Raw genomic sequence first — 25,003 nt, 5'->3', positions numbered from 1 at the left:
CGGGGCCCCTCCTGAGTCCCTGTGGTGCTCCCGCCGGCCTGCGGCGAGGGGACGGGTGTCAGCGCTCGACCTCACCCGCGATGAACTTCTCGACGTTGGCGCGGGCCTCGTCGTCGAAGTACTGGACCGGCGGGGACTTCATGAAGTAGCTCGACGCGGAAAGGATCGGGCCACCGATGCCCCGGTCCTTGGCGATCTTCGCAGCGCGCAGGGCGTCGATGATGACACCCGCCGAGTTCGGGGAGTCCCAGACCTCGAGCTTGTACTCCAGGTTCAGCGGGACGTCACCGAAGGCGCGGCCCTCGAGACGGACGTAGGCCCACTTGCGGTCGTCCAGCCAGGCCACGTAGTCGGACGGGCCGATGTGGACGTTCTTCTCGCCGAGGTCCCGGTCGGGGATCTGGGAGGTGACGGCCTGCGTCTTGGAGATCTTCTTCGACTCGAGGCGGTCGCGCTCGAGCATGTTCTTGAAGTCCATGTTGCCGCCGACGTTCAGCTGCATGGTGCGGTCCAGGACGACGCCGCGGTCCTCGAACAGCTTCGCCATCACACGGTGCGTGATGGTGGCGCCGACCTGGGACTTGATGTCGTCACCGACGATCGGCACACCGGCCTCGGTGAACTTGTCCGCCCACTCCTTGGTGCCGGCGATGAAGACCGGAAGGGCGTTGACGAAGGCGACCTTGGCGTCGATGGCGCACTGGGCGTAGAAGCGGGCCGCGTCCTCGGAGCCGACGGGCAGGTAGCAGACCAGCACGTCGACCTGCTGGTCCTTGAGGACCTGGACGACGTCGACCGGCTCCTCGGCGGACTCCTCGATGGTCTCGCGGTAGTACTTGCCGAGGCCGTCGAGGGTGTGACCACGCTGGACCGTGACACCGGTACGCGGCACGTCGCAGATCTTGATGGTGTTGTTCTCGGAGGCGCCGATGGCGTCGGCGAGGTCGAGACCGACCTTCTTGGTGTCGACGTCGAAGGCCGCGACGAACTCCACGTCACGGACGTGGTAGTCGCCGAACTGGACGTGCATCAGGCCAGGCACCTTGGACGCCGGGTCGGCGTCCTTGTAGTACTCGACGCCCTGCACCAGCGAGGCGGCGCAGTTGCCCACGCCGACGATGGCTACGCGAACCGAACCCATTGCGGTGGCTCCCTGTGTGTACTCGGTGAAACCCTGTGGCTTCACGTGTTGTTGTCTTCGGGCGTCTCGGGCGGGGTGTCGACCCCACGCCGGGTCTGGCCGCCCGTCGCTCCGGATGACGTGTCCTGCTGAGCGGAACCCGAGGACGGCGACCGCTTCTGGTCACGTCCGGCCCGCTCGCTCTCGATGAGCTCGTTCAGCCAGCGCACTTCGCGCTCCACGGACTCCATGCCGTGGCGCTGGAGCTCAAGGGTGTAGTCGTCGAGGCGTTCCCGCGTGCGCGCGAACGAGGCGCGCATCTTCTCCAGGCGCTCCTCGAGACGGCTGCGGCGGCCTTCCAGCACTCGCATGCGCACGTCCCGGGAGGTCTGCCCGAAGAAGGCGAACCGGGCCGCGAACGTCTCGTCCTCGTACGAGTCCGGTCCGGTCTGCGAGAGCAGCTCCTCGAACCGCTCCTTACCTTCCGCCGTCAGCCGGTAGACGATCTTGGCGCGGCGCCCGGTGAGGGGAGCGGCCAGGGCGTCCACGGGTTCGGCCGAAGGCTCCTCGATCAACCAGCCGTTTGCGACCAGCGTCTTGAGGCATGGGTAGAGGGTTCCGTAACTGAAGGCGCGGAATACGCCCAACGATGTGTTGAGCCGTTTGCGCAGCTCGTAGCCGTGCATCGGGGACTCGCGGAGCAGACCGAGAACGGCGAACTCGAGGATTCCGGCACGCCGGCTCATCGTCGCCTCCTCTCTGCCGCGGACTGTCGGGTCGGCAGTTTATGTTCCCCCGATGTATCGAGTCGATACATCCGAACGATAGGTCCGCCTCGGGCGGCGTACAAGGGCGGCCTCGGTGAGCGGCGTCACATCGCCGATTCAGGTGGTAGCGCTATGCGTTGTTCGTACGTGAGAACCCGATTTGGCGCTGTTCGGCGATGCGTAGTCTGTGCGGCATGCAATCCGCCGGGAACCAAGTGACGTCCGTGATACGTCAACGTCCCAGGTGTAGTACGGCTGATCGAGTGACCGTCGGCCGTACGTCGGGGGGACCGGAAACCAGCCGCTGTTTCCAGGCGCTCATGTGTGCGCCTGCCCGAGGAGTAATCGTTCGATGAGCGAGCACCGTCGCAAACCGCCACAGCCGCAGGGAGGCGGACGTGCCGCGGCCCGACGCGCCCAGTCCGGTTCGTCCTCCGGCCGCCGCGCGGCTCCGAGAGGAGCCACCGGCTCCTCCGCCGGCTCGTACTACGGGCCTGAGGCGGAAGAGCGTCCGTACGGCGGCCGAGCGGAGGCCCGCCGGGCCGCGCAGAGGTCCGGTGGGGCCGGAGGGTCCGGAGGGAGTCGCCGCAGGGCGGCCCCGGCACCGGAGGGCAGGCGCGGCCGCACCGGGCCCAAGGACCGCTTCATCGACTACCCGCGTGCGGGGAAGTACGGCGCAGCACGGTGGGTGCCGTCGTGGCGCCTGGTCACCGGCGCGTTCGTCGCCTTCTTCGCCAGTCTGTTGCTGGTCGGCGGCATCGGGTACGCCATGGTGGAGGTCCCCGACCAGGACAAGGCCGCGCTGGCGGAGACCAACGTCTACTACTGGGCCGACGGGTCCCAGATGGCGTCCACGGGCGGTGGCACCACCCGCCAGAACGTGGAGATCGACGACATCCAGCCGACGCTGCGCGACGCGGTGATCGCCGCCGAGAACGCGTCCTTCGAGGACGATCGGGGCGTCGACCCGATGGGCATCGCCCGGGCGCTCTTCAACATGGCCAAGGGCGACGAGGTGCAGGGTGGTTCGACCATCACCCAGCAGTTCGTGAAGAACACCTACCTGGACCAGAGTCAGACGCTGACCCGGAAGTTCAAGGAGCTGTTCATCTCCATAAAGGTCGGCTCGAAGATGTCGAAGGACCAGATCCTCGCGGGCTACCTGAACACCGCCTACTACGGGCGGAACGCCTACGGTGTCCAGGCGGCCTCCCTGGCGTACTTCGGCAAGGAGGCCAAGGCGCTCAGCCCGGAGGAGTGCGTCTTCCTGGCGGCGGTGCTCAAGGGGCCGAACCTCTACAGCCCGGACGGCGGATCAGGTGACAACGCGACTCCGGAGGCGAACCGCAAGCGCGCCGAGCTGCGGTGGAGCTGGATCCTGAAGCGCATGGTCGAGGTCGGCCGGATGACGCCGGAGGAGCGGAGCAAGATCGGCGACTTCCCCGAGCTCGAGAAGCGCAAGATGTCCGACCTCACGGGGCAGAAGGGCTACCTGGTCGACATCGCGAAGACGTACGTGGCCAAGAAGGCCGACATCTCCGCCGACGAGCTGGACAAGCGGGGTGGGTACAAGATCTACACCACCTTCGACAAGGACCGTGTGCGGGAGCTGGAGAAGGCCGTCCAGAAGTCCCGCAAGACACTGCTGGACGAGAAGGCCCGTCCGAAGACCGACACCCACGTGCAGTTCGGTGGCGCCTCCATCGACCCCGACACCGGGGCCATCGTGGCTGTCTACGGTGGTGACGGCTTCGACAAGAACCACTTCACCAACAACGCCAACACCTCGGGCGTGCCGGTCGGCTCGACCTGGAAGCCTTTCGTGCTGGCGTCGGCCATGGAGTACGGCACGATCCACACCAATGGAGAGCCGCTGTCGCCGCAGAGCCTCTACCAGGGCAACGACGGAACAGTGATCACGGACCAGAGCGGCAAACCGCTGCTGAACGACAAGAACCAGCCGTTCAAGCAGGCGAACGAGGGCCCCACGCCCTGGGGCATGATCACGCTCGAGAAGGCCATGGAGCAGTCGGTCAACGTGCCGTTCGTCCAGCTGGGCATCGATGTGGGGCTGGACAAGACCCGGGAGACGGCCAAGCGGCTGGGCATCCTCGAGAGCAGCTTCGACACCGGCAACCTGGACACCGCCTCGTTCTCGCTGGGCACCTCCACGCCGAGCGCGATCCGCATGGCAGACGCCTACGCGGGCTTCGCTTCCTCCGGCAAGCACTACGAGCCCTTCTCGGTGACGAAGGTCGAGGACGGCGAGGGCGTCGCGCTCCCCGGGTTCGCGCCGCCGAAGAAGAAGAAGGGTCTCGATCCGGAGGTCGCGGACAACGTGACCAAGGTGCTGGAGAACGTGGTCCAGAACGGTACGGCCAAGGCGCTCGCGGATCTTCCGTTCCCGAACGCCGGCAAGACCGGAACCACCGACGAGAACAAGTCCGCCTGGTACGTCGGCTACACCTCGGAACTCTCCACGGCCGTGGCGATGTTCCGGACCAACCCGAAGGACAAGGAACTCCTCTCCATGAACGGAGTGGGCGGTCTCACCTCCATCCACGGTGGTGACATCCCCGCCGACGTGTGGAAGGAGTACATGTCCATCGCCATGAAGGACAAGGACTACAAGCCGAAGCCCTTCCCGGAGCCGGCGCCGCTGGGGACGGTCTACAACCCCTCCCCGAGCCCGGAGCCGAGCCCCTCGCAGTCCGCGCCGGAGGAGGACGAGGAGAAGGACGACAAGCCGGAGCCCAGCAAGCCTGCCGAGCCCTCCAACACCTGCCAGCCGCTGGACTTCGAGTGCATGACCGCCGGTGGCAACACCACCGACGGCCAGACCACCGACGGCGGAACCTTCGGCGGAACGGACAACGGGGGCACCACTACCGGGACGACGACCGACGGTACGACCGGCGGTGAGACCGATACCGGCACGGTGAGCGAAGGAACGGTCTTCGGCAACACCAACACCGGTGGCGGAAACGGAAGAGGCGGAACCACCGGATAGCGCCGGAATCGGGCGTCACGTCCGTTTCACGTGAAACACGGGCCGCCGCACCTGCGGGTGCGGCGGCCCTCGCCCTTTTCCGGCGCGGGTACGGCAGGATGTGCGCCATGCCGAGCGCAGAGACGATGCACGAGAGCACTCCCGAGCCCGGGACCGGAGCCACCGTGGCGCGGGTCGCGACGGAGCCCGTGGCACCGACCCGCGAGGACCCGGTGGCCGCGTCGGGCAGCGCCTTCCTGGGCGGTCCCCTGGGCCGGCACGCGCTGACCGGCGCCTCCTGGTGGTCGCCGGTACGCGTCGTGGTGCTGGTGGCGATGGTGGTCTTCGCCCTGGGGCTGATCCAGAAGGCGCCCTGCTACAACGGAGGCTGGTTCTTCGGCGCCGGGGCCCAGTACACCCATGCCTGTTACTCCGACATCCCGCACCTGTACCACGCACGCGGTTTCGCCGAAGGGCTGATCCCGTACTTCGACCGGCTGCCCGGCGACATGGAGTACCTCGAATATCCGGTGCTCACCGGCCTCTTCATGCAGGTCGCCGCCTGGCTGACCCCTGACGGCGGCAGCTACCAGGACCTCGGGCAGAACTACTGGATGGTCAACGCCGGCATGCTGATGGTGTGCGCCGCGGTGATCGCCGTCTGCACCGTCCGTACCCATGCCCGGCGGCCCTGGGACGGCCTGCTGGTGGCTCTGGCGCCGGCCTTCGCGCTGACCGCCACCATCAACTGGGATCTCCTGGCGGTCGCCCTGACGTCCGCGGCGATGCTGATGTGGGCGCGGTCCCGGCCGCTGGCGTTCGGCGTCCTGCTCGGTCTGGCCACCGCGGCGAAGCTCTACCCGGTCTTCCTGCTGGTGCCGCTGCTGGCTCTGTGCTGGCGCGCCGGACGCCTCCGGGCGTACGGGGTCGCGGTCGCCGGTGCGGCGGGAGCCTGGCTGCTGGTGAACCTGCCGGTGATGGTCCTCTCCTTCGAGGGCTGGTCGAAGTTCTACCGCTTCAGTCAGGAGCGCTCGGTCGACTTCGGTTCCTTCTGGCTGATCCTGGACCAGCGCACCGACCTGAACCTCGCGCCGGCGGTGGTGAACCCGATCGCCCTCGTCCTGACCGTCGCGGCGCTCGCCGGTGGGGTGGCGCTGGTCGTGGCCGCGCCCCGGCGGCCGCGTTTCGCCCAGCTGGCCTTCCTGGCCGTCGCCGCGTTCATCCTGACCAACAAGGTCTACTCGCCGCAGTACGTGCTCTGGCTGGTCCCCCTGGCCGCCCTGGCGCGCCCGCGGTGGCGCGACTTCCTGATCTGGCAGGCCTGCGAGGTCACGTACTACCTGGGCATCTGGATGTACCTCGCGTTCACCAGCGGGGGCGACAAGGCGAAAGGGCTCCCCCTGGAGGGGTACCAGTTCGCGATCGTCGTCCACCTGGTGGGGACGCTCTTTCTCTGTGCCATGGTCGTCCGCGACATCCTGCACCCGAAGGCGGATCCGGTGCGGCGGTCGGGCGACGACGATCCCTCGGGCGGCGTGCTGGACGGGGCGCCCGACGTCGTGGCCCTCCCCCGCCGATCGGGGCCGTCGGACGAGCAGGGACCCGAGGGCCACGACGACACGGAGGGATCCGGCGAGCCCGGTGCCACCGGCGACGGGGACGACACCCGCGGCGACGCGGGCGCCTGGGGCGACGTGGACGGTGAGGACCCCTGGAAGTACCGCGGCGGCCCTCTCCGGAAGGAGAAGGCCGCCGGGGGGCGGAACGAGGACTGAGGACGCCGTAGGCCGCTCAGTTGTCCACGAGGCGGTCGAACTGGGTGGTCGTGTGGCGCAGGTGGGCGACGAGCTCGTCGCCCACCGTGGGCTCGGGGGCGTCCGCCGGGACGAAGAGGATGGACACCTGCATGTGCGGCGGCTCGGCGAACCACCGCTGCTTGCCGGCCCACACGAAGGGCGAAAGGTTGCGGTTGACCGTCGCCAGGCCGGCCCGGGCCACGCCCTTGGCCCGCGGCATCACCCCGTGCAGCGCCTTCGGCGCCTCCAGGCCGACGCCGTGCGAGGTGCCACCGGCCACGACCACCAGGTAGCCGTCGGAGGCGGCCTTCTGCTGGCGGTAGCCGAACCGGTCCCCCTTGGAGACCCGCGTGACGTCGAGGACGGCACCGCGGTACTCGGTCGCCTCGTGGTCACCGAGCCACAGCCGGGTCCCGATCCGCGCGCGGAAGCGCGTCTGCGGGAACTGCTGCTGCAGCCGGGCGAGTTCGTCCGCCTTGAGGTGGCTGACGAACATGGTGTGCAGCGGCAGGCGGGCGGCCCGGAGGCGGTCCATCCACCCGATGACCTCCTCGACGGCATCCGAGCCGTCGGTGCGGTCCAGGGGGAGGTGGAGGGCGAAGCCCTCCAGCCGGACGTTCTCTATGGCGGCGTGCAGCTGCGAGAGCTCCGCCTCGCTGACGCCGTGGCGCTTCATCGAGGACATCACCTCGATGACCACCCGCGCCCCCACGAGGCCGTAGACCCCGTCCACCGAGGAGACCGACCGGATGACCCGGTCGGGCAGCGGGACCGGCTCCTCGCCGCGCCGGAAGGGCGTCAGGACGAGCAGGTCACCGCCGAACCAGTCCTTGAGCTTGGCCGCCTCGTAGGTGGTGCCGGTGGCGAGGATGTCGGACCCCAGCCGGGTCGCCTCCTCGGCCAGGCGCTCGTGACCGAAGCCGTAACCGTTCCCCTTGCAGACCGGGACGAGGCCGGGGAACGAATCCTGCACGTGCTTGTGGTGTGCCCGCCAGCGCGCGGTGTCGACGTACAGCGTGAGCGCCATGGCCGGTCCGGACCCTTTCTCGTGGCTTCGGATGAAGGTGTGGAGCGTCGGGGCCGCACGCGGCGGCCTCAGCTGACTATGGAAGCAAACACCGCGGAGGTCAGCGGCGCGACATGTAGATGTCGAGAGCCTTGTGGAGCAGCTTGTTGAGCGGGAAGTCCCACTCGCCCAGGTACTCCGCCGCTTGGCCGCCGGTGCCCACCTTGAACTGGATGAGGCCGAAGAGGTGGTCCGTCTCGTCGAGCGAGTCGGAGATGCCCCGCAGGTCGTAGACGGTGGCGCCCAGGGCGTAGGCGTCCCGGAGCATCCGCCACTGCATGGCGTTGGAGGGGCGGAACTCACGGCCGATGTTGTCCGAGGCGCCGTAGGAGTACCAGACGTGCCCGCCGACGATCAGCATGGTCGCCGCGGAGAGGTTCACCCCGTCCTTGCGGGCGAAGTACAGCCGCATGCGGTTGGGGTCCTCGGCGTTGAGCGCCGTCCACATGCGCTGGAAGTAGGAGAGCGGACGCGGCCGGAAGTGGTCGCGGACGGCGGTGATCTCGTAGAGCCGCTGCCACTCCTCCAGGTCCTCGTAGCCGCCCTGCACGACCTCCACGCCGGCCTTCTCGGCCTTCTTGATGTTGCGGCGCCAGAGCTGGTTGAAGTTCTTGTGCACGTCCTCCAGGGACCGGTTCTCGAGCGGCACCTGATAGACGTACCGGGGCTGCACGTCACCGAAGCCGGCGCCGCCGTCCTCGCCCTGCTGCCAGCCCATGCGACGCAGCTTGTCGGCGACCTCGAAGGCGCGCGGCTCGATGAAGTCGGGCTCGATGTCCCGCAGCCGCTTCACCTCGGTGTCCTGGATGCCCTTCTTGATGGAAGGGGCTTCCCAACGGCGGATGATCACCGGCGGGCCCATCTTCACCGAGAAGGCGCCCTGGGCCTTCAGGTGGGCCAGCATGGGCTCCAGCCAGTCGGTCAGGTTGGGGGCGAACCAGTTGATGACCGGGCCTTCGGGCAGGTAGGCCAGGTAGCGCTTGATCTTGGGGAGCTGCCGGTACAGGACCAGACCGGCGCCGACCAGCTCTCCGGTGCGGTCGTCGAACCAGCCGAGGTTCTCCGAGCGCCACTCGGCCTTCACATCCGCCCACGCCGGTACCTGCATGTGGCTCGCCGAGGGCAGACTCTGGATGTATGCCAGATGCTGTTCTCGGCTGATCGTCCTCAGGGTCAGGCTCATTCGGGGCGCTCCTCGGGCTGGCGTGTCCCCACATGTAGGGGCTCCGGCTCTCGCGCCGAAGCCTACTGTGCCAGCCGAACGTACTGACGGACACGTACGCGGTCCGCCCCGGTCCGGGGGCCGGCTGAGCCGGCGCGGACCGGGGCGGACGGGACGGGCGGAGGACGGACGGGGGAACGGCGGGGCAACCTGGGGCCGGTCCGACGGCCCTACGAACCGATCCCGCCGAAGAGGCCTCCGTGGGACATGCCCAGGAGCAGTCCGAGGGCGCAGGCGCCGATGCCGACGATCAGCCCGAACCGCTCCCGGGTGGTCGCCGAGATGAACTGGCCGGCTCCGCCCGTGATGATGCCGATCAGTCCCGCCCATGAGGTGAGCAGGTGCAGATGGTGGAACCCGGCGGTCGCCAGGGCCACCACACCGAGCACCAGGGTGATGCCGAGCAGGGCGTTCACCTTGGGGTGGGGCCTGTGATCGGTGGCGAAGAGGGACCCGTGAATGGTGGGCCGCGGCTGCGAACGCGTTGTCTGTGCCATGAGCACCTCCCGACGGAAGCGGCGCATCCTAGACGGCGAGTACCCGATATGTACGGGATCGACGCCATTCGCGCACGGATTTCAGCCGGAAGCCGGTGTGCGGGTAGTCTGTACCGTCTGCACCGGTGTCTGCCCACGTCAGGTCAGGAAGGCATCCATCCCGACTGTCAGTGGGGCCCGATACCGTTGCTCACGTAACACCACGCATACAACCCTCCTGCCACGGATCGACCGTGGCCGCTGAGTCCAAAGGAGGTGGGTTCCACATGCGTCACTACGAGGTGATGGTCATCCTCGACCCCGATCTGGAGGAGCGCGCTGTCGCCCCCCTGATCGAGAACTTCCTCTCCGTCGTCCGTGAGGGCAACGGAAAGGTCGAGAAGGTCGACACCTGGGGCCGTCGTCGTCTCGCGTACGAGATCAAGAAGAAGCCCGAGGGCATCTACTCGGTCATCGACCTGCAGGCCGAGCCTGCGGTCGTCAAGGAGCTCGACCGCCAGATGAACCTGAACGAGTCGGTCCTCCGGACCAAGGTCCTCCGTCCCGAGATGCACTGAGCCTGCCGGCTCGGTCGATCCCGGGAATCGAGTAGCACCACCAGCAACCAGCAGCTAACCCGCTGAGAGGTTCCCCCATGGCAGGCGAGACCGTCATCACGGTCGTCGGCAATCTCGTCGACGACCCCGAGCTGCGCTTCACCGCGTCTGGTGCGCCGGTCGCGAACTTCCGAGTCGCGTCCACCCCCCGCACCTTCGACCGGCAGACCAACGAGTGGAAGGACGGCGAGAGCCTGTTCCTGAGCTGCTCGGTCTGGCGGCAGACGGCGGAGCACGTCGCGGAGTCCCTCACGAAGGGCATGCGCGTGATCGTCCAGGGCCGCCTCAAGCAGCGGTCCTACGACGACAACCAGGGCGTCAGGCGGACGGTCTACGAGCTGGACGTCGAGGAAGTCGGCCCCAGCCTGCGCAGCGCCACTGCCAAGGTCACCAAGGCCGCCGGAGGCGGCGGCGGTGCCCGCGGCGGCCAGGGCGGTTACGGCGGCGGTGGCGGCCAGGGTGGCGGCGGCTGGGGCGGAGGCCCCGGCGGCGGTCAGCAGGGTGGCGGCTCCCAGCCTGCCGACCCGTGGGCGTCCGGCGGTGCTCCCGCCGGTGGCCAGGGCGGCGGCGGCTGGGGCGGCAACCAGGGCGGTTCCGGCGGTGGCTACTCGGACGAGCCCCCCTTCTAGGGCGGACTCGTCACCCACACTTCTTGATCACACAGGAGAATCACCATGGCGAAGCCGCCTGTGCGCAAGCCGAAGAAGAAGGTCTGCGCGTTCTGCAAGGACAAGGTCCAGTACGTGGACTACAAGGACACGAACATGCTGCGGAAGTTCATTTCCGACCGCGGCAAGATCCGTGCCCGCCGCGTGACCGGCAACTGCACGCAGCACCAGCGTGACGTCGCCACGGCCGTGAAGAACAGCCGTGAGATGGCGCTGCTGCCCTACACGTCCACCGCGCGATAAGGGAAGGGTGACCGAAAAATGAAGATCATCCTCACCCACGAGGTCTCCGGCCTCGGCGCTGCCGGCGACGTCGTCGACGTCAAGGACGGCTACGCTCGCAACTACCTGATCCCGCGGAACTTCGCGATCCGCTGGACCAAGGGTGGCGAGAAGGACGTGGCGCAGATCCGCCGCGCCCGCAAGATCCACGAGATCCAGACCATCGAGCAGGCCAACGCCATCAAGGCGCAGCTCGAGGGCACCAAGGTCCGTCTGGCCGTTCGCTCCGGCGACGCCGGTCGTCTCTTCGGCTCCGTCACCCCGGCCGACATCGCGTCCGCGATCAAGGCTTCCGGTGGCCCCGAGGTCGACAAGCGCCGCATCGAGCTGGGCGCCCCGATCAAGACCCTCGGCTCGCACGAGACCTCGGTGCGTCTGCACCCCGAGGTTGCCGCGAAGGTCAGCGTCGAGGTCGTCTCTGCCTGAGCTTCGGCTCGGGTCTGAGCCTTCGGCTCGGGTCTGAGCCTTCGGCTCGGCATCACTGAGAAGGGCCGCACCCTCTGGGTGCGGCCCTTCTTGGCTGTCCGCCTTCTTTGGCTGTCCGGTCCGTCCCGTGCGCCGTGTTTCACGTGAAACCGTCCGTGCGGCAGAGTCGGCGTGGAGGTTCCGTCCGTCAGCGGACGGCCCCGGTCACGAGCCAGTGGCCGGACCGCGCGCGCCACCACAGCGTCGCCATGCGCACCGTCATCATCAGCGTCATGGCGCCCCAGAGTGCGGTGAGACCTCCTCCGACGGAGGGCACCAGCAGCGCGACGGGCGTGAAGACAGCGAGCGTCAGGATCATGGCCCAGGCCAGGTACGGGCCGTCTCCCGCGCCCATCAGGACACCGTCGAGCACGAAGACGACCCCGCTCAGCGGCTGCGACACCGCGACGACGAGAAGGGCGGGAAGCGCCGCGTGCCACACCGCGGTGTCGCCCGTGAACATGGGCAGCAGCAGGGGCCGAGCCAGCACCACCAGCAGGCCCAAGGCGATGCCGACGGCGATCCCCCACTCGACCATGCGGCGGCAGGCTGCCCGGGCTCCGTCGGTGTCACCGGCCCCGAGGTAGCGTCCGATGATGGCCTGTCCGGCGATCGCGATGGCGTCGAGGGCGAAGGCCAACAAGCTCCACAGGGACAGGACGATCTGGTGGGCGGCCACGTCCGCGTCGCCCAGCCGGGCGGCGACCGCGGTGGCGATCATCAGGATGGCGCGGAGGGAGAGTGTCCGGACCAGCAGCGGGACACCGGCCTGTGCCGATGCGCGGATGCCCGCGGCGTCCGGGCGGAGCGACGCTCCGTGGCGACGGGCTCCGCGCACGACCACCACCAGGTAGACGGCCGCCATGCCGCACTGGGCGATCACCGTGCCCCATGCGGAGCCGGCGATCCCGAGGTCGAGGCCGTAGACCAGCAGGACGTTGAGGACCGCGTTGGCCACGAAGCCGGCGACGGCGACGCGAAGAGGGGTCTTGGTGTCCTGAAGTCCCCGTAGGACGCCGGTCGCCGCCAGGACGATCAGCATCGGGGGGATGCCGAGCGAGGAGATGCGCAAGTACGTCACCGCGTAGGGGGCGGCGGTGTCCGAGGCCCCGAACAGGTCGATCAGCGCCGGAGCGGTGGGCAGTACCGCGACGATCACCGCGCAGCCCAGCAGGATCGCCAGCCAGATGCCGTCCATGCCCTGGCGTATGGCGGCGCCGAGTTCACCGGCGCCGACTCGCCGGGCCACCGCGGCCGTGGTGGCGTAGGCCAGGAAGACGAAGATGCTGACCGCCGTGGTCAGCAGTGCCGAGGCCACGCCCAGCCCGGCCAGTTGGGCGGTGCCGAGGTGTCCGACGATGGCGCTGTCCGCGAGGATGAAAAGAGGTTCGGCCACCAGGGCGCCGAAGGCCGGGAGCGCCAGCGCGATGATCTCGCGATCGTGTCGGCGTCGGCTCGGGAGGCCGGTCGCGGAAGCCTGTGTCATGAGCACCAATCTAATCGTCCACAGGTAAGTGGTGCAATGCTGATGGGCCTCTTACTTCTTGCCGGGCGACGTGTGTTCTCGCACAGCGTTCCGGTAGATCTTGGCCCGGCGGCCGAATTTTTTCTTCTGCACAACCCGTGCATCGCGTTGCCGCAGGTCAGAGGGGCAACCCGGGGAAGGCTGCGGGCTTGTTCACAGCGCTGTCCACCGACTCGTGCACAGGTTTCCGGGGGTTGTCCACAGCATACGGCCGTTCTTCCACATGGCCTGTGGATAACCAGATTGGCTGAAGGTGCCCGCGGGCTTAGCGTGGTGCGGTGCCCGCCCTCTGTGGCCTGTGAGATTCCACCACGAAACCGGCGTCCGACGCCGGTGCCGACGTGGGCTGCGGGCAGCTCGATCTGTCAGAGCCGTGCCGTACAACTGAGAGGCACGGCGAGGTCCGCGCGGCGGACGGGAGGAGGTCGCTCGGTGAGCATTTCCGAGCCCTTGGACGACCCCTGGGCCGAGAGCGGTCCCAGTGATCGTCTGCCCGCCTCGCGCCGTCGTGAGGACTCCGGTCCGGGCCGCTCCGGCGGCCGTGGCGGCCGTTCCGGTGACGGGAGGTGGGACGAGCAGGAGGTCTCCCCCTTCGAGCGCGTGCCCCCGCAGGACCTCGACGCCGAGCAGTCCGTGCTCGGCGGCATGCTGCTGTCCAAGGACGCCATCGCCGACGTGGTGGAGGTGCTCAAGGGACACGACTTCTACAAGCCCGCCCACGAGCTGATCTACCAGGCGATCCTCGACATCTACGCCAAGGGCGAGCCGGCCGACCCGATCACCATCGCCGCCGAGCTGACCAAGCGGGGCGAGATCAACAAGGTGGGCGGCGCCGCCTACCTGCACACCCTGGTGCAGACGGTCCCCACCGCGGCCAACGCCGAGTACTACGCGGAGATCGTCCACGAGCGCGCGGTGCTGCGGCGCCTGGTCGAGGCCGGCACCCGGATCACCCAGATGGGGTACGCGGCCGACGACGACGTCGACGAGATCGTCAACCGGGCCCAGGCCGAGATCTACGCCGTCACCGAGCAGCGCACCAGCGAGGACTACCTGCCGCTCGGCGACATCATGGAGGGCGCGCTCGACGAGATCGAGGCGATCGGCTCCCGCAGCGGGGAGATGACCGGGGTGCCCACCGGCTTCACCGACTTCGACGCCCTCACCAACGGCCTGCACCCCGGTCAGATGATCGTCATCGCGGCCCGTCCCGCGATGGGCAAGTCGACGCTGGCGCTGGACTTCGCCCGAGCGGCGTCGATCAAGAACCAGCTGCCCAGCGTCATCTTCTCCCTGGAGATGGGCCGCAACGAGATCGCCATGCGTCTGCTGTCCGCCGAGGCGCGGGTGGCCCTGCACCACATGCGCTCCGGCACCATGACCGACGACGACTGGACGCGTCTTGCCCGCCGGATGCCCGACGTCTCCGCCGCACCCCTTTACATCGACGACTCCCCCAACCTGTCGATGATGGAGATCCGCGCCAAGTGCCGCCGGCTCAAGCAGCGCAACGACATCAAGCTGGTCGTCATCGACTACCTCCAGCTGATGCAGTCCGGCGGCTCCAAGCGCGCCGAGAACCGCCAGCAGGAGGTCTCGGACATGTCCCGTAACCTCAAGCTGCTGGCCAAGGAGCTGGAGATCCCGGTCATCGCGCTCTCCCAGCTGAACCGAGGGCCCGAGCAGCGCACCGACAAGAAGCCGATGGTCTCCGACCTGCGTGAGTCCGGCTCCATCGAGCAGGACGCCGACATGGTCATCCTGCTGCACCGCGAGGACGCCTACGAGAAGGAGTCACCGCGCGCCGGTGAGGCCGACCTGATCGTGGCCAAGCACCGTAACGGCCCGACGGCCACCATCACCGTGGCCTTCCAGGGCCACTACTCGCGCTTCGTGGACATGGCGCAGAGCTGACCGGTTTCCAGGGGCCCCGGCGGTCGAGGCGCGCGGTCCCGCCGTCGAGGCGGGCGTCCCGGGCGGGCGCCTCGCGTGACGGGCTCAGCGCCTCGTCTCGTACCTGGTGAGGACCACGCCGCAGGGAAGCGTCCGGGTCTCCACCAGATTCAGGTTCACCCAGCTGTCCAGCGCGGTGAAGAACGGTGTGCCGCCGCCCACCAGCACCGGCGCGGTGGCCAGGACGTACTCGTCGATCAGCCCGGCCCGCATGGCCGCACCGGCGAGCGTCGCGCCGCCGATGTCCATCGGGCCGCCGTCCTCGGCCTTGAGCCGGGTGATCTCGGCGACCGCGTCGCCGGTGACCAGGCGGGTGTTCCAGTCGGCCTCGTCGATCGTCGAGGAGAACACCACCTTCGCCATGTCCCGCCAGCGGCGCCCGAACTCGATCTCCGCCGGGGTGGCGTCGGGCCGCTGGTCGACGGTCGGCCAGTAAGGGGTCATCGTGTGCCACAGCTTGCGCCCGTACAGCGACAGCTCGGTCGCCCGCAACTGGTCGGACCAGAACTGGAAGAGCTCGTCGCTCGGCACGCTCCAGCCGATGTCGTCGCCGGGCGCGGCGATGTAGCCGTCCAGGGACAGGTTCATGCCGTAGATCAGTTTCCGCATGGCGCCAGCCTTTCGTGAGTCGGCCCCACGCGTACGGACCGACGCGGCGCGGAAATCTCATCGGTGCGCTCCGGGCCCGTCTCCGGTCCTGGTGCTCGACCGCCCCGCCTCGGATCCGTCGGCCGTCAGCCGGCGGTCAGAACCAGTGCAGGCAGTGCGGCGTGCGCTCGGCGCGGAAGAGCGCGTCGGCGAGTTCGGCGGCGCCCGGACGGTGGGACGTGATGTGCCCGGCCCGCACCAGCGTGCTCGGCAGGGTCCCGCCCAGGTAGACCGAGCCCAGGTCGCTGACGTCCAGGGACAGGTCGGGCGCCTGGCTCGTCGGGGCGCAGTCGGCCTTGCCGCCCTGGACGGTCAGCCGGTAGCGGCCGTGCTCGCCGAGCCAGGGATCGTCCACCTCGAGGACCAGCTCGCCGTCGCCCGACCAGCCCCGTGCGGTCAGCGCGCGCGGAATGTCGAGCAGCCGCACCCACAGCCAGTCCGTGCTGTCCCCCAGCTCGCCGGCCCGGTAGTCGGTGAACTGCCAGCGCAGCGGATGACCGGGCGGAAGGTGCTTGAAGACCACCTTCTCCACCAGGTCGTGCCCGAGCACGAACCGGGCCAGGGCGGTGAAGGCCGCGTCGTCGACGGTGATCGTCTCGTCGACCGTCAGGGTCCGGTCCTTGTCGACGGAGTAGCTCGCGTACCCGTCGGCCACGCCGTCGGCGTCCCGGTGGACGGCGATGTACCGCGGGGCCCGTGCGATCGGCGGCTGGCCCGCGCCCAGGCTCCACCAGCGGTGCGGGCGCGACAGGGCGCCGGGCTGTGTGCGGCGGTACCGGTCGTAGATCTCCTCCAGGAGGTCGCCGCACTCGGCCCGCCGCAGCACCTCGACCGATCCGGCGCGGGGCGCGGCCCCGCCGCCGGTTTCCTCGGCGCGCGGCCGGGCCAATGCCGCCCGGTGGCGGTCGACCGTCATCCTCTGCGTGTAGGTCGCCGGACCGTAGCCGAAGCGCCGGTAGATCACCGCCTCGGAGGACAGGAGCACCGAGAGGATGTCGCCCTCCTCGCGCAGGTCGGCGAGCTGGCGCCGCATCATGGCGCTGAGGACGCCCTGCCGTCGGTGCGTGGGCAGGACGCCGACCGCGGTCACTCCGGGCGCCGGCACCAGGGCGCCGCCCGGCAGGGTGAGTTCCAGGGAGTAGGCGCCGGCGGTGCCGACGGGCCGCCCGTCGTCCGTGACGGCGAGCAGGGAGCGGTCCATCTCGAACGCCGACCACCAGGCGCCGTCGCCCTCCGCCGGGGTCTCGCGCTCCATGGCGAAGGCAGTGAGGGTGGTGTCGACGAAGACGTCGAAATCCTGGGCGGTCGTGGAACGGATCTCCATCGCTGGCTGTGCCTCCCCGGCGTCCGGCACCACGGCGTGTGGGCCCGCCACAGTGCAACGCGAAGGCATGGCCAGGTCAAACCATTTACCGCCGGGCAGAACCGTGGTCGCCCGGCCCCGAGCAGGTCTGGTGCACTGGGGTCATGACGACACCTCAGGATGAGAACGCCCTGCTGCCCGCCACCCGGCGGGCCCTGCTGCACCGCATCGCGGTCGCCCAGAACGAGGGGCGGACGCCGTCGCTCACCGCGGCGGTCGCCCGGGGCGGCGAGATCGTGTGGACCGGTGCGCGCACCTCGGTGGACGGGCACGCCCCCGACGGCGACGTCCAGTACCGGATCGGATCGATCACCAAGACCTTCGTCGCGGTCCTGGTGATGCGGCTGCGCGACGAAGGGCTTCTCTCGCTGCAGGACCCCCTGGAGAAGCACCTTCCCGGCACCTCGGCGGGCGCGGCCACCGTCGCCCAGTTGCTGGCCCACACCGCGGGCCTTGCCGCCGAGGCGCCCGCGCCCTGGTGGGAGCGGACGCCTGGCTCGCTGCGCCCCGAACTGGCCGACGTGCTCGGCGACAACCCCGGACTCCATCCGGGCGGACGCAGGTTCCACTACTCCAACCCCGGTTACACGCTGCTGGGCGCGCTGGTGGAGGAGCTGCGGCAGGATCCCTGGGACCGGGTGCTGCGCCGCGAGGTTCTGGAACCGCTCGGCCTGCACCGCACCGGCCCGGACCCGGTGGCCCCGTTCGCCGGCGGCTGGGCCGTCCACCCGTGGGCCGACGTGCTGCTCCCCGAACAGGTCGAGGACCTGGGCCGGATGGCGCCGGCGGGGCAGCTCTGGTCGACCAGCACCGACCTGGCGCGCTTCGCCCTCTTCCTGGCCCGCGGCGACGACCGGGTGCTGAGCGCCGCCTCGCTGGCCGAGATGCGCACCCCCGCCGCGCCGCCGGAACCGGGTGACCTGGCATCCGGATACGGCTACGGACTGGGGATGCAGATCCAGTACTGGGGCGAGCGTCAGGTGGTCGGTCACTCCGGATCGGTCCCCGGGTATCTGGCCAACCTGTCCCTGTCCGTCGCGGACGACGTGGCCGCCGTGGTCCTCGTGAACAGCATCTCCGGGGTCCCCATCGCGACGCTGGGCGCCGACCTGGTGCGCATCGTCGCGGAGGCGGAGCCCCGCATCCCCGAACCGTGGCGTCCCCTGCCGGAGGTCGATCCGGCGACGCTCGCGCTGGCCGGCCCCTGGTACTGGGGGACCCAGGCGTTCGTCCTGCGTCTGGCCCCGGAGGGTGGCGTCTCCCTCGATCCGCTGGCGGCCGGCGGTCCCCGCAGGTCGCGCTTCCGGGCGGCCGGGGACGACGCCTGGACCGGCCTGGACGGTTACTACGCGGGGGAGACCCTGCGGGCCGTCCGCCGCTCCGACGGCACCGTGAGCCACCTCGACCTCGGGTCGTTCGTCTTCACCCGCACCCCTTACGACCCCGCCGCCCCCGTGCCGGGCGGCGTGGACGAAGGCGGCTGGCGCGGGCTGAAGCAGGGGGACGAGCTCACAGCTGGAGCTTGAAGCCGATGTGTGAGGCGGTGAAGCCGAGGCGCTCGTAGAACCTGCGGGCATCGGTCCGGGTGGCGTCGGAGGTCAGCTGCACCAGTTGGCAGCCCTGCCGCCCGGATTCCTCGATCGCCCACCGGACGAGGTGCGTGCCCAGCCCGCTGCCCCGCTCGTCGGCGTGCACCCGGACGCCCTCGATGACCGACCGGATGGTCCCGCGGCGCGACAGGCCGGGGATCACCGTCAGCTGGAGGGTGCCGACGACCGTGCCGGAGCGCTCGGCCACCACGAGGTGCTGGTTCGGGTCCGCAGCCAGCCTCTCGAAGGCCGCCAGATAGGGGTCCAGATCGTCCGGCGTCTCGCGGAGGGCGCCCAAGGGGTCGTCCGCGTACAGGGCGACGAGGGCGGGTACGTCGTCCGTCCGGGCCGGACGTATCGAAAGATCACTCATGACCGCACCCTAGGCCTGCTCCGGCCGCGCAGAGCACGGTCACACGAGATCGGCGGCGTGCAGGGCGCGGACGCCCTCGATGTTGCCGTCCAGATAGTGCCGCAGTGAGAGCGGCACGAGGTGGACGGAGGCAATCCCGACGCGGGTGAAGGGCACGCGCACGATCTCGTACTCCCCGGCAGGCTCCTCCACCTCGGGACCGTGACGGAGGGAGGGGTCCATCGACTCCAGCCGGCAGACGAAGAAGTGCTGGATCTTGACGCCGGTGGACGCCTCGTCCGGTCCGATGTGTTCCACGGTGTCCACGAAGCAGGGGATGACGCCGGAGATCTTGGCGCCGAGCTCCTCGTCCACCTCGCGGTGGAGCGCCTCGACGACCGTGGCGTCCTCGGGCTCCACACCGCCGCCCGGGGTGACCCAGTAGGGATCGACACCAGGCTTGGTGCGCTTGATCAGGATGAGGTCGTCACCGTCCAGGAGAACGGCTCGGGCGGTGCGCTTGACCACGGGGCGGACGGTCATGGGGGAAATCTGGCCCGAGATGTTCCACGTGAAACATCGCTCGGGGTCCATTCGCCGCTGGGGCTCCTCCCTCAGGACCACGCCGCTGCGGCCCGCTGCAGGTGCTCCTGCGCCCGGCCGATGTGCGGAAGGCCGAGTGTGCCGGTGCGCGCCACGAGGAAGTACGTCCGCAGCGGGGGCACGGCGGGTTCGTACGGGACGACCAGCGAGCCCCGCCCCAGGGCGGCGGCGCAGAGGTACCGCGGCAGGACGGCGAGGCCGGCGCCGCGCTCGGCGCAGGCGAGAACCGCCCGCAGGTCCGGCACCACGACCGCCCCGGAGGCCGCCGCGGGGGCGGCGTCGAAGACCGCGGCCCAGTAGCGCGAGACGAACGGCAGCGACTCGTGGACCTCGACCACGGGGAGCCGGTCCAACCGGGCCAGGACGTCCGCCGGACGGTCCCGGCCGCCGGGGGCCGTCTCGGCCACCCAGGCCGGGGCGGCGACCAGGACGTGCTCCTCGTCGCACAGCGGGGTGGAGCTCAGCAGTGATCCGCGAGGGCGGGCGGTGGTGACGGAGAGGTCGTAATGGCCGGCAGCCAGGCCCTCCAGGACCTCCTCGTCGTTGCCGAAGGAGGCGCGCAGCGGCTGCGTCAGGCCGTCGTCATCGGTGAGGCCCACCAGGGCGGGCAGGACCCGCTCGGCGAGGAACTCCGGCGGTCCGGACAGGTGGAGGGTGCGCGGTGCGCCGTCGTCGCCTCCCGCCTCGGCTATCTCGACCAGCGCGTCGAGGTGGGGAGCGGCCCGGTGGGCCAGCTCGTCGCCGATGGCGGTGGGCACGACCCCGCGTGCCCTTCTCAGGAAGAGAGGGCGGCCGAGCTGACGCTCCAGCGTGCGGATCTGGGAGGTGACAGCGGGCTGGGAGAGGCCGAGCAGAGCGGCCGCGCGCGTGAAGGACCCGGCTCGGTGCACCGCCACGAAGGTGCGGAGCAAGGCCAGATCCATGAACGCCCCCTCGGCTTACCGCCCCTCGGCTTGCCGCCCCTCGGTTTCCCCGCCCTCTCGGTTTCCCGGGGGCGGTACGGACCGGGCCGTCGGCGGCCCGTCGACCGGGTCCTACTATAAATATGTCGATAGGTCCCTGTCGCTCCCGTGATTGGACACTGACACAGAGTCAACTAGCCTTGGTCGCGCGGTGCGACCGGGTGGTCGCACGGCGGGCAGGCGGCCCGGTCCGAGCCACGAGGGGGGAGGCTCGGACCGGGCCCTTCGCGCTCCTGACCGGAGCGTCGTCCTCAGTGCCCCGCGGTCGTGCCCGCCGCCTTGTCGAGGGCCCGCAGCACGTCCGCCAGCAGGTCGTCCGGGTCCTCGGCGCCCACCGAGAGACGGATGAAGCCCTCCGGCACCGCGTCCCCGCCCCAGCGCCCCCGCCGCTCGGCGCTGGAACGCACACCGCCGAAGCTGGTCGCCTCGTCCACGAGCCGCAGCGACTCCAGGAACCGCTCCGCGTGCGCGCGGCCGGGGAGGGCGAAGGAGACCACGCTGCCGAACCGGCGCATCTGCCGCGAGGCCACGGCGTGGGACGGGTCGTCCGGGAGGCCGGGGTAGCGCAGGTCGCCGACCTCGGGGCGCTCCTTGAGGGCGCGGGCGAGGGTGAGGGCGGTGGCGGCCTGCCGGTCCACCCGCATCTGCAGGGTGGAGATCGAGCGGTGGGCCAGCCAGGCCTCCATCGGGCCCGCGATCACACCGGCGATCTTCCGCCAGCGTCGCACCGCGTCCATGGCCTCGCCGCGGGCGCCGGTCACATAGCCGAGCAGCACGTCACCGTGGCCGGTCAGCTGCTTGGTCCCGCTGGCCACCGAGAAGTCGGCACCCAGTTCCAGCGGCCGCTGGCCGAGCGGCGTGGCCAAGGTGTTGTCGACGGCGACCAGGATGCCCCGGGCGTGCGCCTCCTCGGCGAGCCGGCGCACGTCGCAGACGTCCAGGCCGGGGTTGGAGGGCGTCTCGATCCACAGCAGCCGGGCGTCGTCGAGCACCTCCAGCTGTGCGTCCCCGCCGGTCGGCGCGGTGCGCACCTCGACGCCGAAGGCCTCCAGCTGGGCCCGGACCAGGGGGAACACCTGGTAGCCGTCGCTGGGCAGGACCACCGTGTCGCCGGAACGCAGCTGGGAGAAGAGCACCGCGGAGATCGCGCCCATGCCGGAGGGGAAGACCAGCGTCTCCACGTCCTCCCTGCCGGGAGCCTCGAGCTCGCCGATGGCGTTCTCCAGCAGCGTCCAGGTGGGGTTCTCGTCCCGCCCGTAGGTGTACGGGCCGGTGGGTTCGCCCGGGAGGTGGAAGTGGGCGGCGAACACCGGACCGGGGAGCGTCGGCTCGTACTTCACCGGTTCCGGCAGGCCGGCGCGGACCGCCCGGGTGCCGTCACCGGTCGCGGAGTGCGTCGTGCCCGTGCCGTCGGCCTCGGCGCCCTGTCCTGGGGTGTGCGCGGCGGAGTCGTTCATACGGCCCGTCCTTCCTGGTGCTCACGTCCGGTGGCGGCCGGAGGGCCCGCCGCCCCCCACTGTCTCAGGGCGGTCGGCCGGACGGACGGAGGGGTGGCGGAACGGGCAGGTCAGGGACGTGTCGGCGTCTCACGTAGCGGACGGAGGGCGGCCTGCGGCGGTCGGCGATGGCCCGCGGTGTCCGGCGGTGGTCCGCGGTGCTCGGCGGCGGTTCGACGGTGATCCGCAGTGCTCGGCGGTGGCCCAGGGCGGCCCAGGTCGTGTGGGGCGGCCTGGGCGGCCCGGGCCGGGGTCAGTCGTTGTCGGGGAGGATCAGGTCGAGGGCCCAGGAGACCACCGAGATGACCAGGCCGCCCAGGACCGCGGTCCAGAACCCCTCGACGTGGAAGCTCAGGTCGAGCTCCCCGGCGATCCAGGAGGTGAGCAGCAGCATCAGGGCGTTGACCACCAGCGTGATCAGACCGAGGGTGAGAATGAAGAGCGGGAGCGTCAACAGCTTGACGACCGGCTTCACCAGCAGGTTGACCAGGCCGAAGATCAGGGCCACCAGGATCAGCGTCCAGGCCTTCCTGCCGGTGCTGCCGCCCTCCAGACTGATCTTGTCGATCAGCCACACGGCCACCGCCAGGGCTCCCGCGTTGGCGAGCGTCTTGACTAGGAAATTCATCATGTATCTGATCGTGGCAGAAGAGATCGATGCGGGTCCTGGACCCAGGGGGCGAGCGGGACGATGAAGGCTTTCCGGCTGGACGAACTCGAGGCGGAACGGGCCGCCAACGACGGCGCGTACCTGCAGTTCCTGCGCGAGCGGCACATGTCGGTGGGGCTCTACGCGCTGGACGCCGGCGCCCAGGACCCGCAGCAGCCGCACCACCAGGACGAGGTGTACTTCGTGGTGAGCGGGCGCGGCTGGATCACCGTGGGGACCGAGACCACGGAGGTGGCGCGCGGCAGCGTGGTCTACGTGCCGGCCGGGGTCCCGCACAAGTTCCACCACATCAGCGAGGACCTCAGGGTGATGGTGGTCTTCTCGCCGCCGGAGGGGTGACCGAGGGCTTCGGCCGAGGGTCGCGGGACCCCGTCCCCTAGGGGTGCGGTCAGGGGGGAACGGGGGTGCCCGGAGCCCCTGCACCCGCCGGTGCGCGCCTAGCATCGATGACGTGGCGCCCGACCCGCGGCGCCCGACGTGGACGGAAAAGGGGCTGGGCGATGCGTGAGATCCTCGCGGACGTGCCGTGGTGGGTGAAGTGGGTCGCGATCCCGGTGATCGCGCTGGCGGTGTTCGGCGGCTTCCTCCTGAGCCTGCTCGGCTTCCTGGTGCACCTGCTGTTCAAGGTGCTGCTGTTCGTGGCGCTGGTGGGAGGCCTGATCTTCCTGGTCCGGAAGTTCACCGGCTCCTCCTCGTCCTCGTCCTCCGACGGGAAGTGGTGAGCGCGCCCGGCGCGCAAGGGGCGGATCCCTCGTGAGGGGGAAGCTTCGCCCGCGGGGTGTATGCGGCAGGTGACGGACCGTTAGAGTCCGGAACTCGACGTGGGGGAGCCAGAGCCCCCGCGGGCGGCCTGCACATCCCCCGTGTTTCCCCGGCACGGGCAGCCCTCGCGCTCCGGGAGTGACCCTTGGCCACGGCCGACACCGCGTCCGCCTCGCGACGCACCCCATCGGTGCCCGTCCAGCCCACCCAGGCGGGCCACGCGCCCGCCGGCTCCGCGAAGGAGCGCCCGGGCAGAGGCAGAGCGGCCGAGGGTGCGGGAAGACCGCGCCAGGGCCAGCCGGCCACGCTGATCGGATCGGTCCAGCGGGCGATGCGCCTGCTGGAGACCGTGGCCGCGCACGAGCAGGGCGCGCCGGCGAAACAGCTGGCCCGGCAGACCGGGCTCGCGCTCCCGACCACCTACCACCTGCTGCGCACCCTCGTCCACGAGGGCTACCTGCGGCGCGACAGCGGTCTCTTCCACCTCGGAGACGCCGCCGAGCGGCTGAGCCGCAGGATGGCCCGGCAGAAACGTCGCGGCGCGGTCTCCGAGGCGCTGGCCCACTGGCACCAGGCCGTGGGCGCCCCGCTGTACTGCGCCCGCTACCGCGACGGGGAGATCGAGGTCGTCGGCGTCGCGGACTCCGAGGAGAGCCCGGCGGTCGGCGAGTGGGCCGACTTCCGGGCCACCGGGCACGCGCACGCCATCGGGCAGTGCCTGCTCTCCCAGCTCGACGAGGACGCCCGCCGGGACCACCTGACGCGTTATCCGGTACAGCGGCTGACCCCGTACACCGTCGAGGACGAGCACGTCCTGCTGCGGCGTTTGGCGGCCTGCCGCCATGGGGAGCCAGTGATCGAGCGTCAGGAGTACGCGCTGGGCACGGTGTGCGCCGCGATCCCCGTCCGGATCGGCACCCTCGTCGCCGCGGTGGCCGTCTCCCTCCCCGCCCAGCAGGCCGACGGCCTGCTCCCGGCGGCCCGTCGGCTGCAGGCCGAGATGGGGCGTGAACCCGGTGTCCTGGCCCTGTCTTTCAGTATCTGAAAAATCACTCCTTGTGATTCGCCGTGTACGTTCAGCAAGATGGCGCGCAGGGTCAGCAGGATGAGTCCCGGACAACCCGAGGACAAAAGACGGGGTAGGCGATGCGCGAGTCGGTGCAGGCAGAGGTCATGATGAACTTTCTCGTCTCGGACGAGCTCTCGTTCCGCATTCCGGTCGAGCTGCGCTACGAGACCTCTGATCCGTTCGCCGTGCGACTGACCTTTCACCTTCCTGGTGACGCGCCGGTGACCTGGGCCTTCGGTCGGGAGCTGCTGATCGACGGGGTGGGGCGGCCCTGCGGGGACGGTGACGTCAGGGTGTCGCCCGCCGACCCCGACATGCTGGGCGAGGTGCTGATCCGGCTCCAGGTGGGCCGCGACCAGGCGCTGTTCCGCTCCGGAGCCGCTCCGCTGGTGGCGTTCCTGGACCGGACGGACAAGCTGGTGCCGCTCGGCCAGGAGGGCGCCCTGGCCGACTTCGACGCCCACCTCGACGAGGCGCTGGACCGGATCCTGGCCGAGGAACAGAGCGCCGGCTGACCCGCCCGCCGCAGCCGGCCCCGATCCG

At 70.1% G+C, this 25,003-nt stretch carries 25 protein-coding genes; 12 read left to right on the top strand and 13 right to left on the bottom strand.

From position 1 onward, the window contains the following. Positions 1-58: 58 nt before the first annotated feature. Together Sfr03f_RS25300 and Sfr03f_RS25295 are read right to left on the bottom strand one after the other, a co-directional pair. A complete protein-coding gene (locus Sfr03f_RS25300) occupies positions 59-1,141 on the bottom strand; it encodes an inositol-3-phosphate synthase (protein ID WP_108956437.1) in 1,083 nt (360 codons plus the stop codon). Positions 1,142-1,182: 41 nt separating this feature from the next. Beyond that, positions 1,183-1,866: a PadR family transcriptional regulator gene (locus Sfr03f_RS25295; protein ID WP_108956435.1), complete on the bottom strand. Its 684-nt coding sequence runs from the start codon at positions 1,864-1,866 to the stop codon at positions 1,183-1,185. A 373-nt stretch (positions 1,867-2,239) separates the two neighbouring features. Between Sfr03f_RS25295 and Sfr03f_RS25290 the strand changes: the two genes are divergently transcribed. Both Sfr03f_RS25290 and Sfr03f_RS25285 read left to right on the top strand, forming a co-directional pair. Then, positions 2,240-4,897, top strand: coding sequence for a transglycosylase domain-containing protein (locus tag Sfr03f_RS25290; protein ID WP_108956433.1), 2,658 nt, complete (start codon positions 2,240-2,242; stop codon positions 4,895-4,897). 98 nt (positions 4,898-4,995) lie between these two features. Further along, complete coding sequence (locus Sfr03f_RS25285; RefSeq protein ID WP_108956431.1) at positions 4,996-6,651, top strand: glycosyltransferase family 87 protein; 1,656 nt, start codon at positions 4,996-4,998, stop codon at positions 6,649-6,651. A 16-nt stretch (positions 6,652-6,667) separates the two neighbouring features. Here the strand turns inward: Sfr03f_RS25285 and Sfr03f_RS25280 are convergent, their stop codons facing one another. The 3 genes from Sfr03f_RS25280 to Sfr03f_RS25270 form a co-directional block, all read right to left on the bottom strand. Beyond that, positions 6,668-7,699 (bottom strand): alanine racemase, encoded by a 1,032-nt coding sequence (locus Sfr03f_RS25280; protein ID WP_108956429.1) that lies wholly within the window; start codon positions 7,697-7,699, stop codon positions 6,668-6,670. A 100-nt stretch (positions 7,700-7,799) separates the two neighbouring features. Continuing rightward, positions 7,800-8,921: a lipid II:glycine glycyltransferase FemX gene (locus tag Sfr03f_RS25275; RefSeq protein WP_108956427.1), complete on the bottom strand. Its 1,122-nt coding sequence runs from the start codon at positions 8,919-8,921 to the stop codon at positions 7,800-7,802. Positions 8,922-9,130: 209 nt separating this feature from the next. Next, positions 9,131-9,457, bottom strand: coding sequence for a hypothetical protein (locus Sfr03f_RS25270; protein WP_108956425.1), 327 nt, complete (start codon positions 9,455-9,457; stop codon positions 9,131-9,133). Between the two features lie 266 nt (positions 9,458-9,723). Between Sfr03f_RS25270 and rpsF the strand changes: the two genes are divergently transcribed. The 4 genes from rpsF to rplI all read left to right on the top strand — a co-directional run bounded on the left by rpsF (position 9,724) and on the right by rplI (position 11,429). Further along, positions 9,724-10,014 carry a 30S ribosomal protein S6 gene (gene rpsF / locus Sfr03f_RS25265; protein ID WP_023548633.1) on the top strand — a complete coding sequence of 97 codons (291 nt, stop codon included), beginning with the start codon at positions 9,724-9,726 and terminating at the stop codon, positions 10,012-10,014. Positions 10,015-10,091: 77 nt separating this feature from the next. Then, positions 10,092-10,682 carry a single-stranded DNA-binding protein gene (locus tag Sfr03f_RS25260; protein ID WP_108956423.1) on the top strand — a complete coding sequence of 197 codons (591 nt, stop codon included), beginning with the start codon at positions 10,092-10,094 and terminating at the stop codon, positions 10,680-10,682. A gap of 45 nt (positions 10,683-10,727) precedes the next feature. Then, entirely contained in the window at positions 10,728-10,964 is a 237-nt protein-coding gene (rpsR, locus tag Sfr03f_RS25255) for a 30S ribosomal protein S18 (protein WP_006381652.1), read from the top strand. Positions 10,965-10,982: 18 nt separating this feature from the next. Further along, positions 10,983-11,429 carry a 50S ribosomal protein L9 gene (rplI, locus tag Sfr03f_RS25250; RefSeq protein ID WP_108956422.1) on the top strand — a complete coding sequence of 149 codons (447 nt, stop codon included), beginning with the start codon at positions 10,983-10,985 and terminating at the stop codon, positions 11,427-11,429. 187 nt (positions 11,430-11,616) lie between these two features. On the opposite strand, the gene Sfr03f_RS25245 is transcribed toward rplI, so the two are convergent. Then, positions 11,617-12,954: an MATE family efflux transporter gene (locus Sfr03f_RS25245; RefSeq protein ID WP_108956420.1), complete on the bottom strand. Its 1,338-nt coding sequence runs from the start codon at positions 12,952-12,954 to the stop codon at positions 11,617-11,619. A 471-nt stretch (positions 12,955-13,425) separates the two neighbouring features. On the opposite strand from Sfr03f_RS25245, the gene dnaB reads away from it, so the two are divergent. Then, positions 13,426-14,907, top strand: coding sequence for a replicative DNA helicase (gene dnaB, locus Sfr03f_RS25240; RefSeq protein ID WP_108956418.1), 1,482 nt, complete (start codon positions 13,426-13,428; stop codon positions 14,905-14,907). 84 nt (positions 14,908-14,991) lie between these two features. Here the strand turns inward: dnaB and Sfr03f_RS25235 are convergent, their stop codons facing one another. Together Sfr03f_RS25235 and Sfr03f_RS25230 are read right to left on the bottom strand one after the other, a co-directional pair. Beyond that, positions 14,992-15,555, bottom strand: coding sequence for a dihydrofolate reductase family protein (locus Sfr03f_RS25235; protein ID WP_108956416.1), 564 nt, complete (start codon positions 15,553-15,555; stop codon positions 14,992-14,994). Positions 15,556-15,691: 136 nt separating this feature from the next. Beyond that, positions 15,692-16,918 (bottom strand): GNAT family N-acetyltransferase, encoded by a 1,227-nt coding sequence (locus tag Sfr03f_RS25230; RefSeq protein WP_108956414.1) that lies wholly within the window; start codon positions 16,916-16,918, stop codon positions 15,692-15,694. A gap of 143 nt (positions 16,919-17,061) precedes the next feature. On the opposite strand from Sfr03f_RS25230, the gene Sfr03f_RS25225 reads away from it, so the two are divergent. Continuing rightward, positions 17,062-18,483 (top strand): serine hydrolase domain-containing protein, encoded by a 1,422-nt coding sequence (locus Sfr03f_RS25225; protein ID WP_108956411.1) that lies wholly within the window; start codon positions 17,062-17,064, stop codon positions 18,481-18,483. Here Sfr03f_RS25225 and Sfr03f_RS25220 read toward each other — a convergent pair. The 5 genes from Sfr03f_RS25220 to Sfr03f_RS25200 all read right to left on the bottom strand — a co-directional run bounded on the left by Sfr03f_RS25220 (position 18,467) and on the right by Sfr03f_RS25200 (position 22,590). Further along, positions 18,467-18,919, bottom strand: a complete 453-nt coding sequence (locus Sfr03f_RS25220; protein WP_108956410.1) for a GNAT family N-acetyltransferase — start codon at positions 18,917-18,919, stop codon at positions 18,467-18,469. The genes Sfr03f_RS25225 and Sfr03f_RS25220 overlap by 17 nt on opposite strands. A 39-nt stretch (positions 18,920-18,958) precedes the next feature. Then, positions 18,959-19,441: an NUDIX domain-containing protein gene (locus Sfr03f_RS25215; RefSeq protein ID WP_108956408.1), complete on the bottom strand. Its 483-nt coding sequence runs from the start codon at positions 19,439-19,441 to the stop codon at positions 18,959-18,961. Between the two features lie 71 nt (positions 19,442-19,512). Next, entirely contained in the window at positions 19,513-20,424 is a 912-nt protein-coding gene (locus Sfr03f_RS25210) for a LysR family transcriptional regulator (protein ID WP_108956406.1), read from the bottom strand. A 290-nt stretch (positions 20,425-20,714) separates the two neighbouring features. Then, on the bottom strand, positions 20,715-21,920 hold the full coding sequence (locus Sfr03f_RS25205; protein ID WP_108956404.1) for a cystathionine gamma-lyase: 1,206 nt from the start codon (positions 21,918-21,920) through the stop codon (positions 20,715-20,717). 292 nt (positions 21,921-22,212) lie between these two features. After that, the gene (locus tag Sfr03f_RS25200) at positions 22,213-22,590 is read right to left on the bottom strand and encodes a phage holin family protein (RefSeq protein ID WP_108956402.1); all 378 of its coding nucleotides are present in this window, start codon (positions 22,588-22,590) and stop codon (positions 22,213-22,215) included. Between the two features lie 60 nt (positions 22,591-22,650). Between Sfr03f_RS25200 and Sfr03f_RS25195 the strand changes: the two genes are divergently transcribed. The 4 genes from Sfr03f_RS25195 to Sfr03f_RS25180 all read left to right on the top strand — a co-directional run bounded on the left by Sfr03f_RS25195 (position 22,651) and on the right by Sfr03f_RS25180 (position 24,975). Further along, entirely contained in the window at positions 22,651-22,968 is a 318-nt protein-coding gene (locus tag Sfr03f_RS25195; RefSeq protein WP_108956401.1) for a cupin domain-containing protein, read from the top strand. 161 nt (positions 22,969-23,129) lie between these two features. After that, on the top strand, positions 23,130-23,351 hold the full coding sequence (locus Sfr03f_RS25190) for a DUF5326 family protein (RefSeq protein ID WP_108956399.1): 222 nt from the start codon (positions 23,130-23,132) through the stop codon (positions 23,349-23,351). Positions 23,352-23,536: 185 nt separating this feature from the next. Beyond that, a complete protein-coding gene (locus tag Sfr03f_RS25185; protein WP_245967747.1) occupies positions 23,537-24,436 on the top strand; it encodes an IclR family transcriptional regulator in 900 nt (299 codons plus the stop codon). 101 nt (positions 24,437-24,537) lie between these two features. Beyond that, positions 24,538-24,975, top strand: a complete 438-nt coding sequence (locus tag Sfr03f_RS25180; RefSeq protein WP_108956397.1) for an SsgA family sporulation/cell division regulator — start codon at positions 24,538-24,540, stop codon at positions 24,973-24,975. Positions 24,976-25,003: the final 28 nt, after the last annotated feature.

Origin of the sequence: Streptomyces fragilis (assembly GCF_003112515.1) — a bacterium.
In the GTDB taxonomy this organism is placed as follows: Bacteria; Actinomycetota; Actinomycetes; order Streptomycetales; family Streptomycetaceae; genus Streptomyces; species Streptomyces fragilis.
This window is presented reverse-complemented; position numbering and strand designations above follow the sequence as displayed.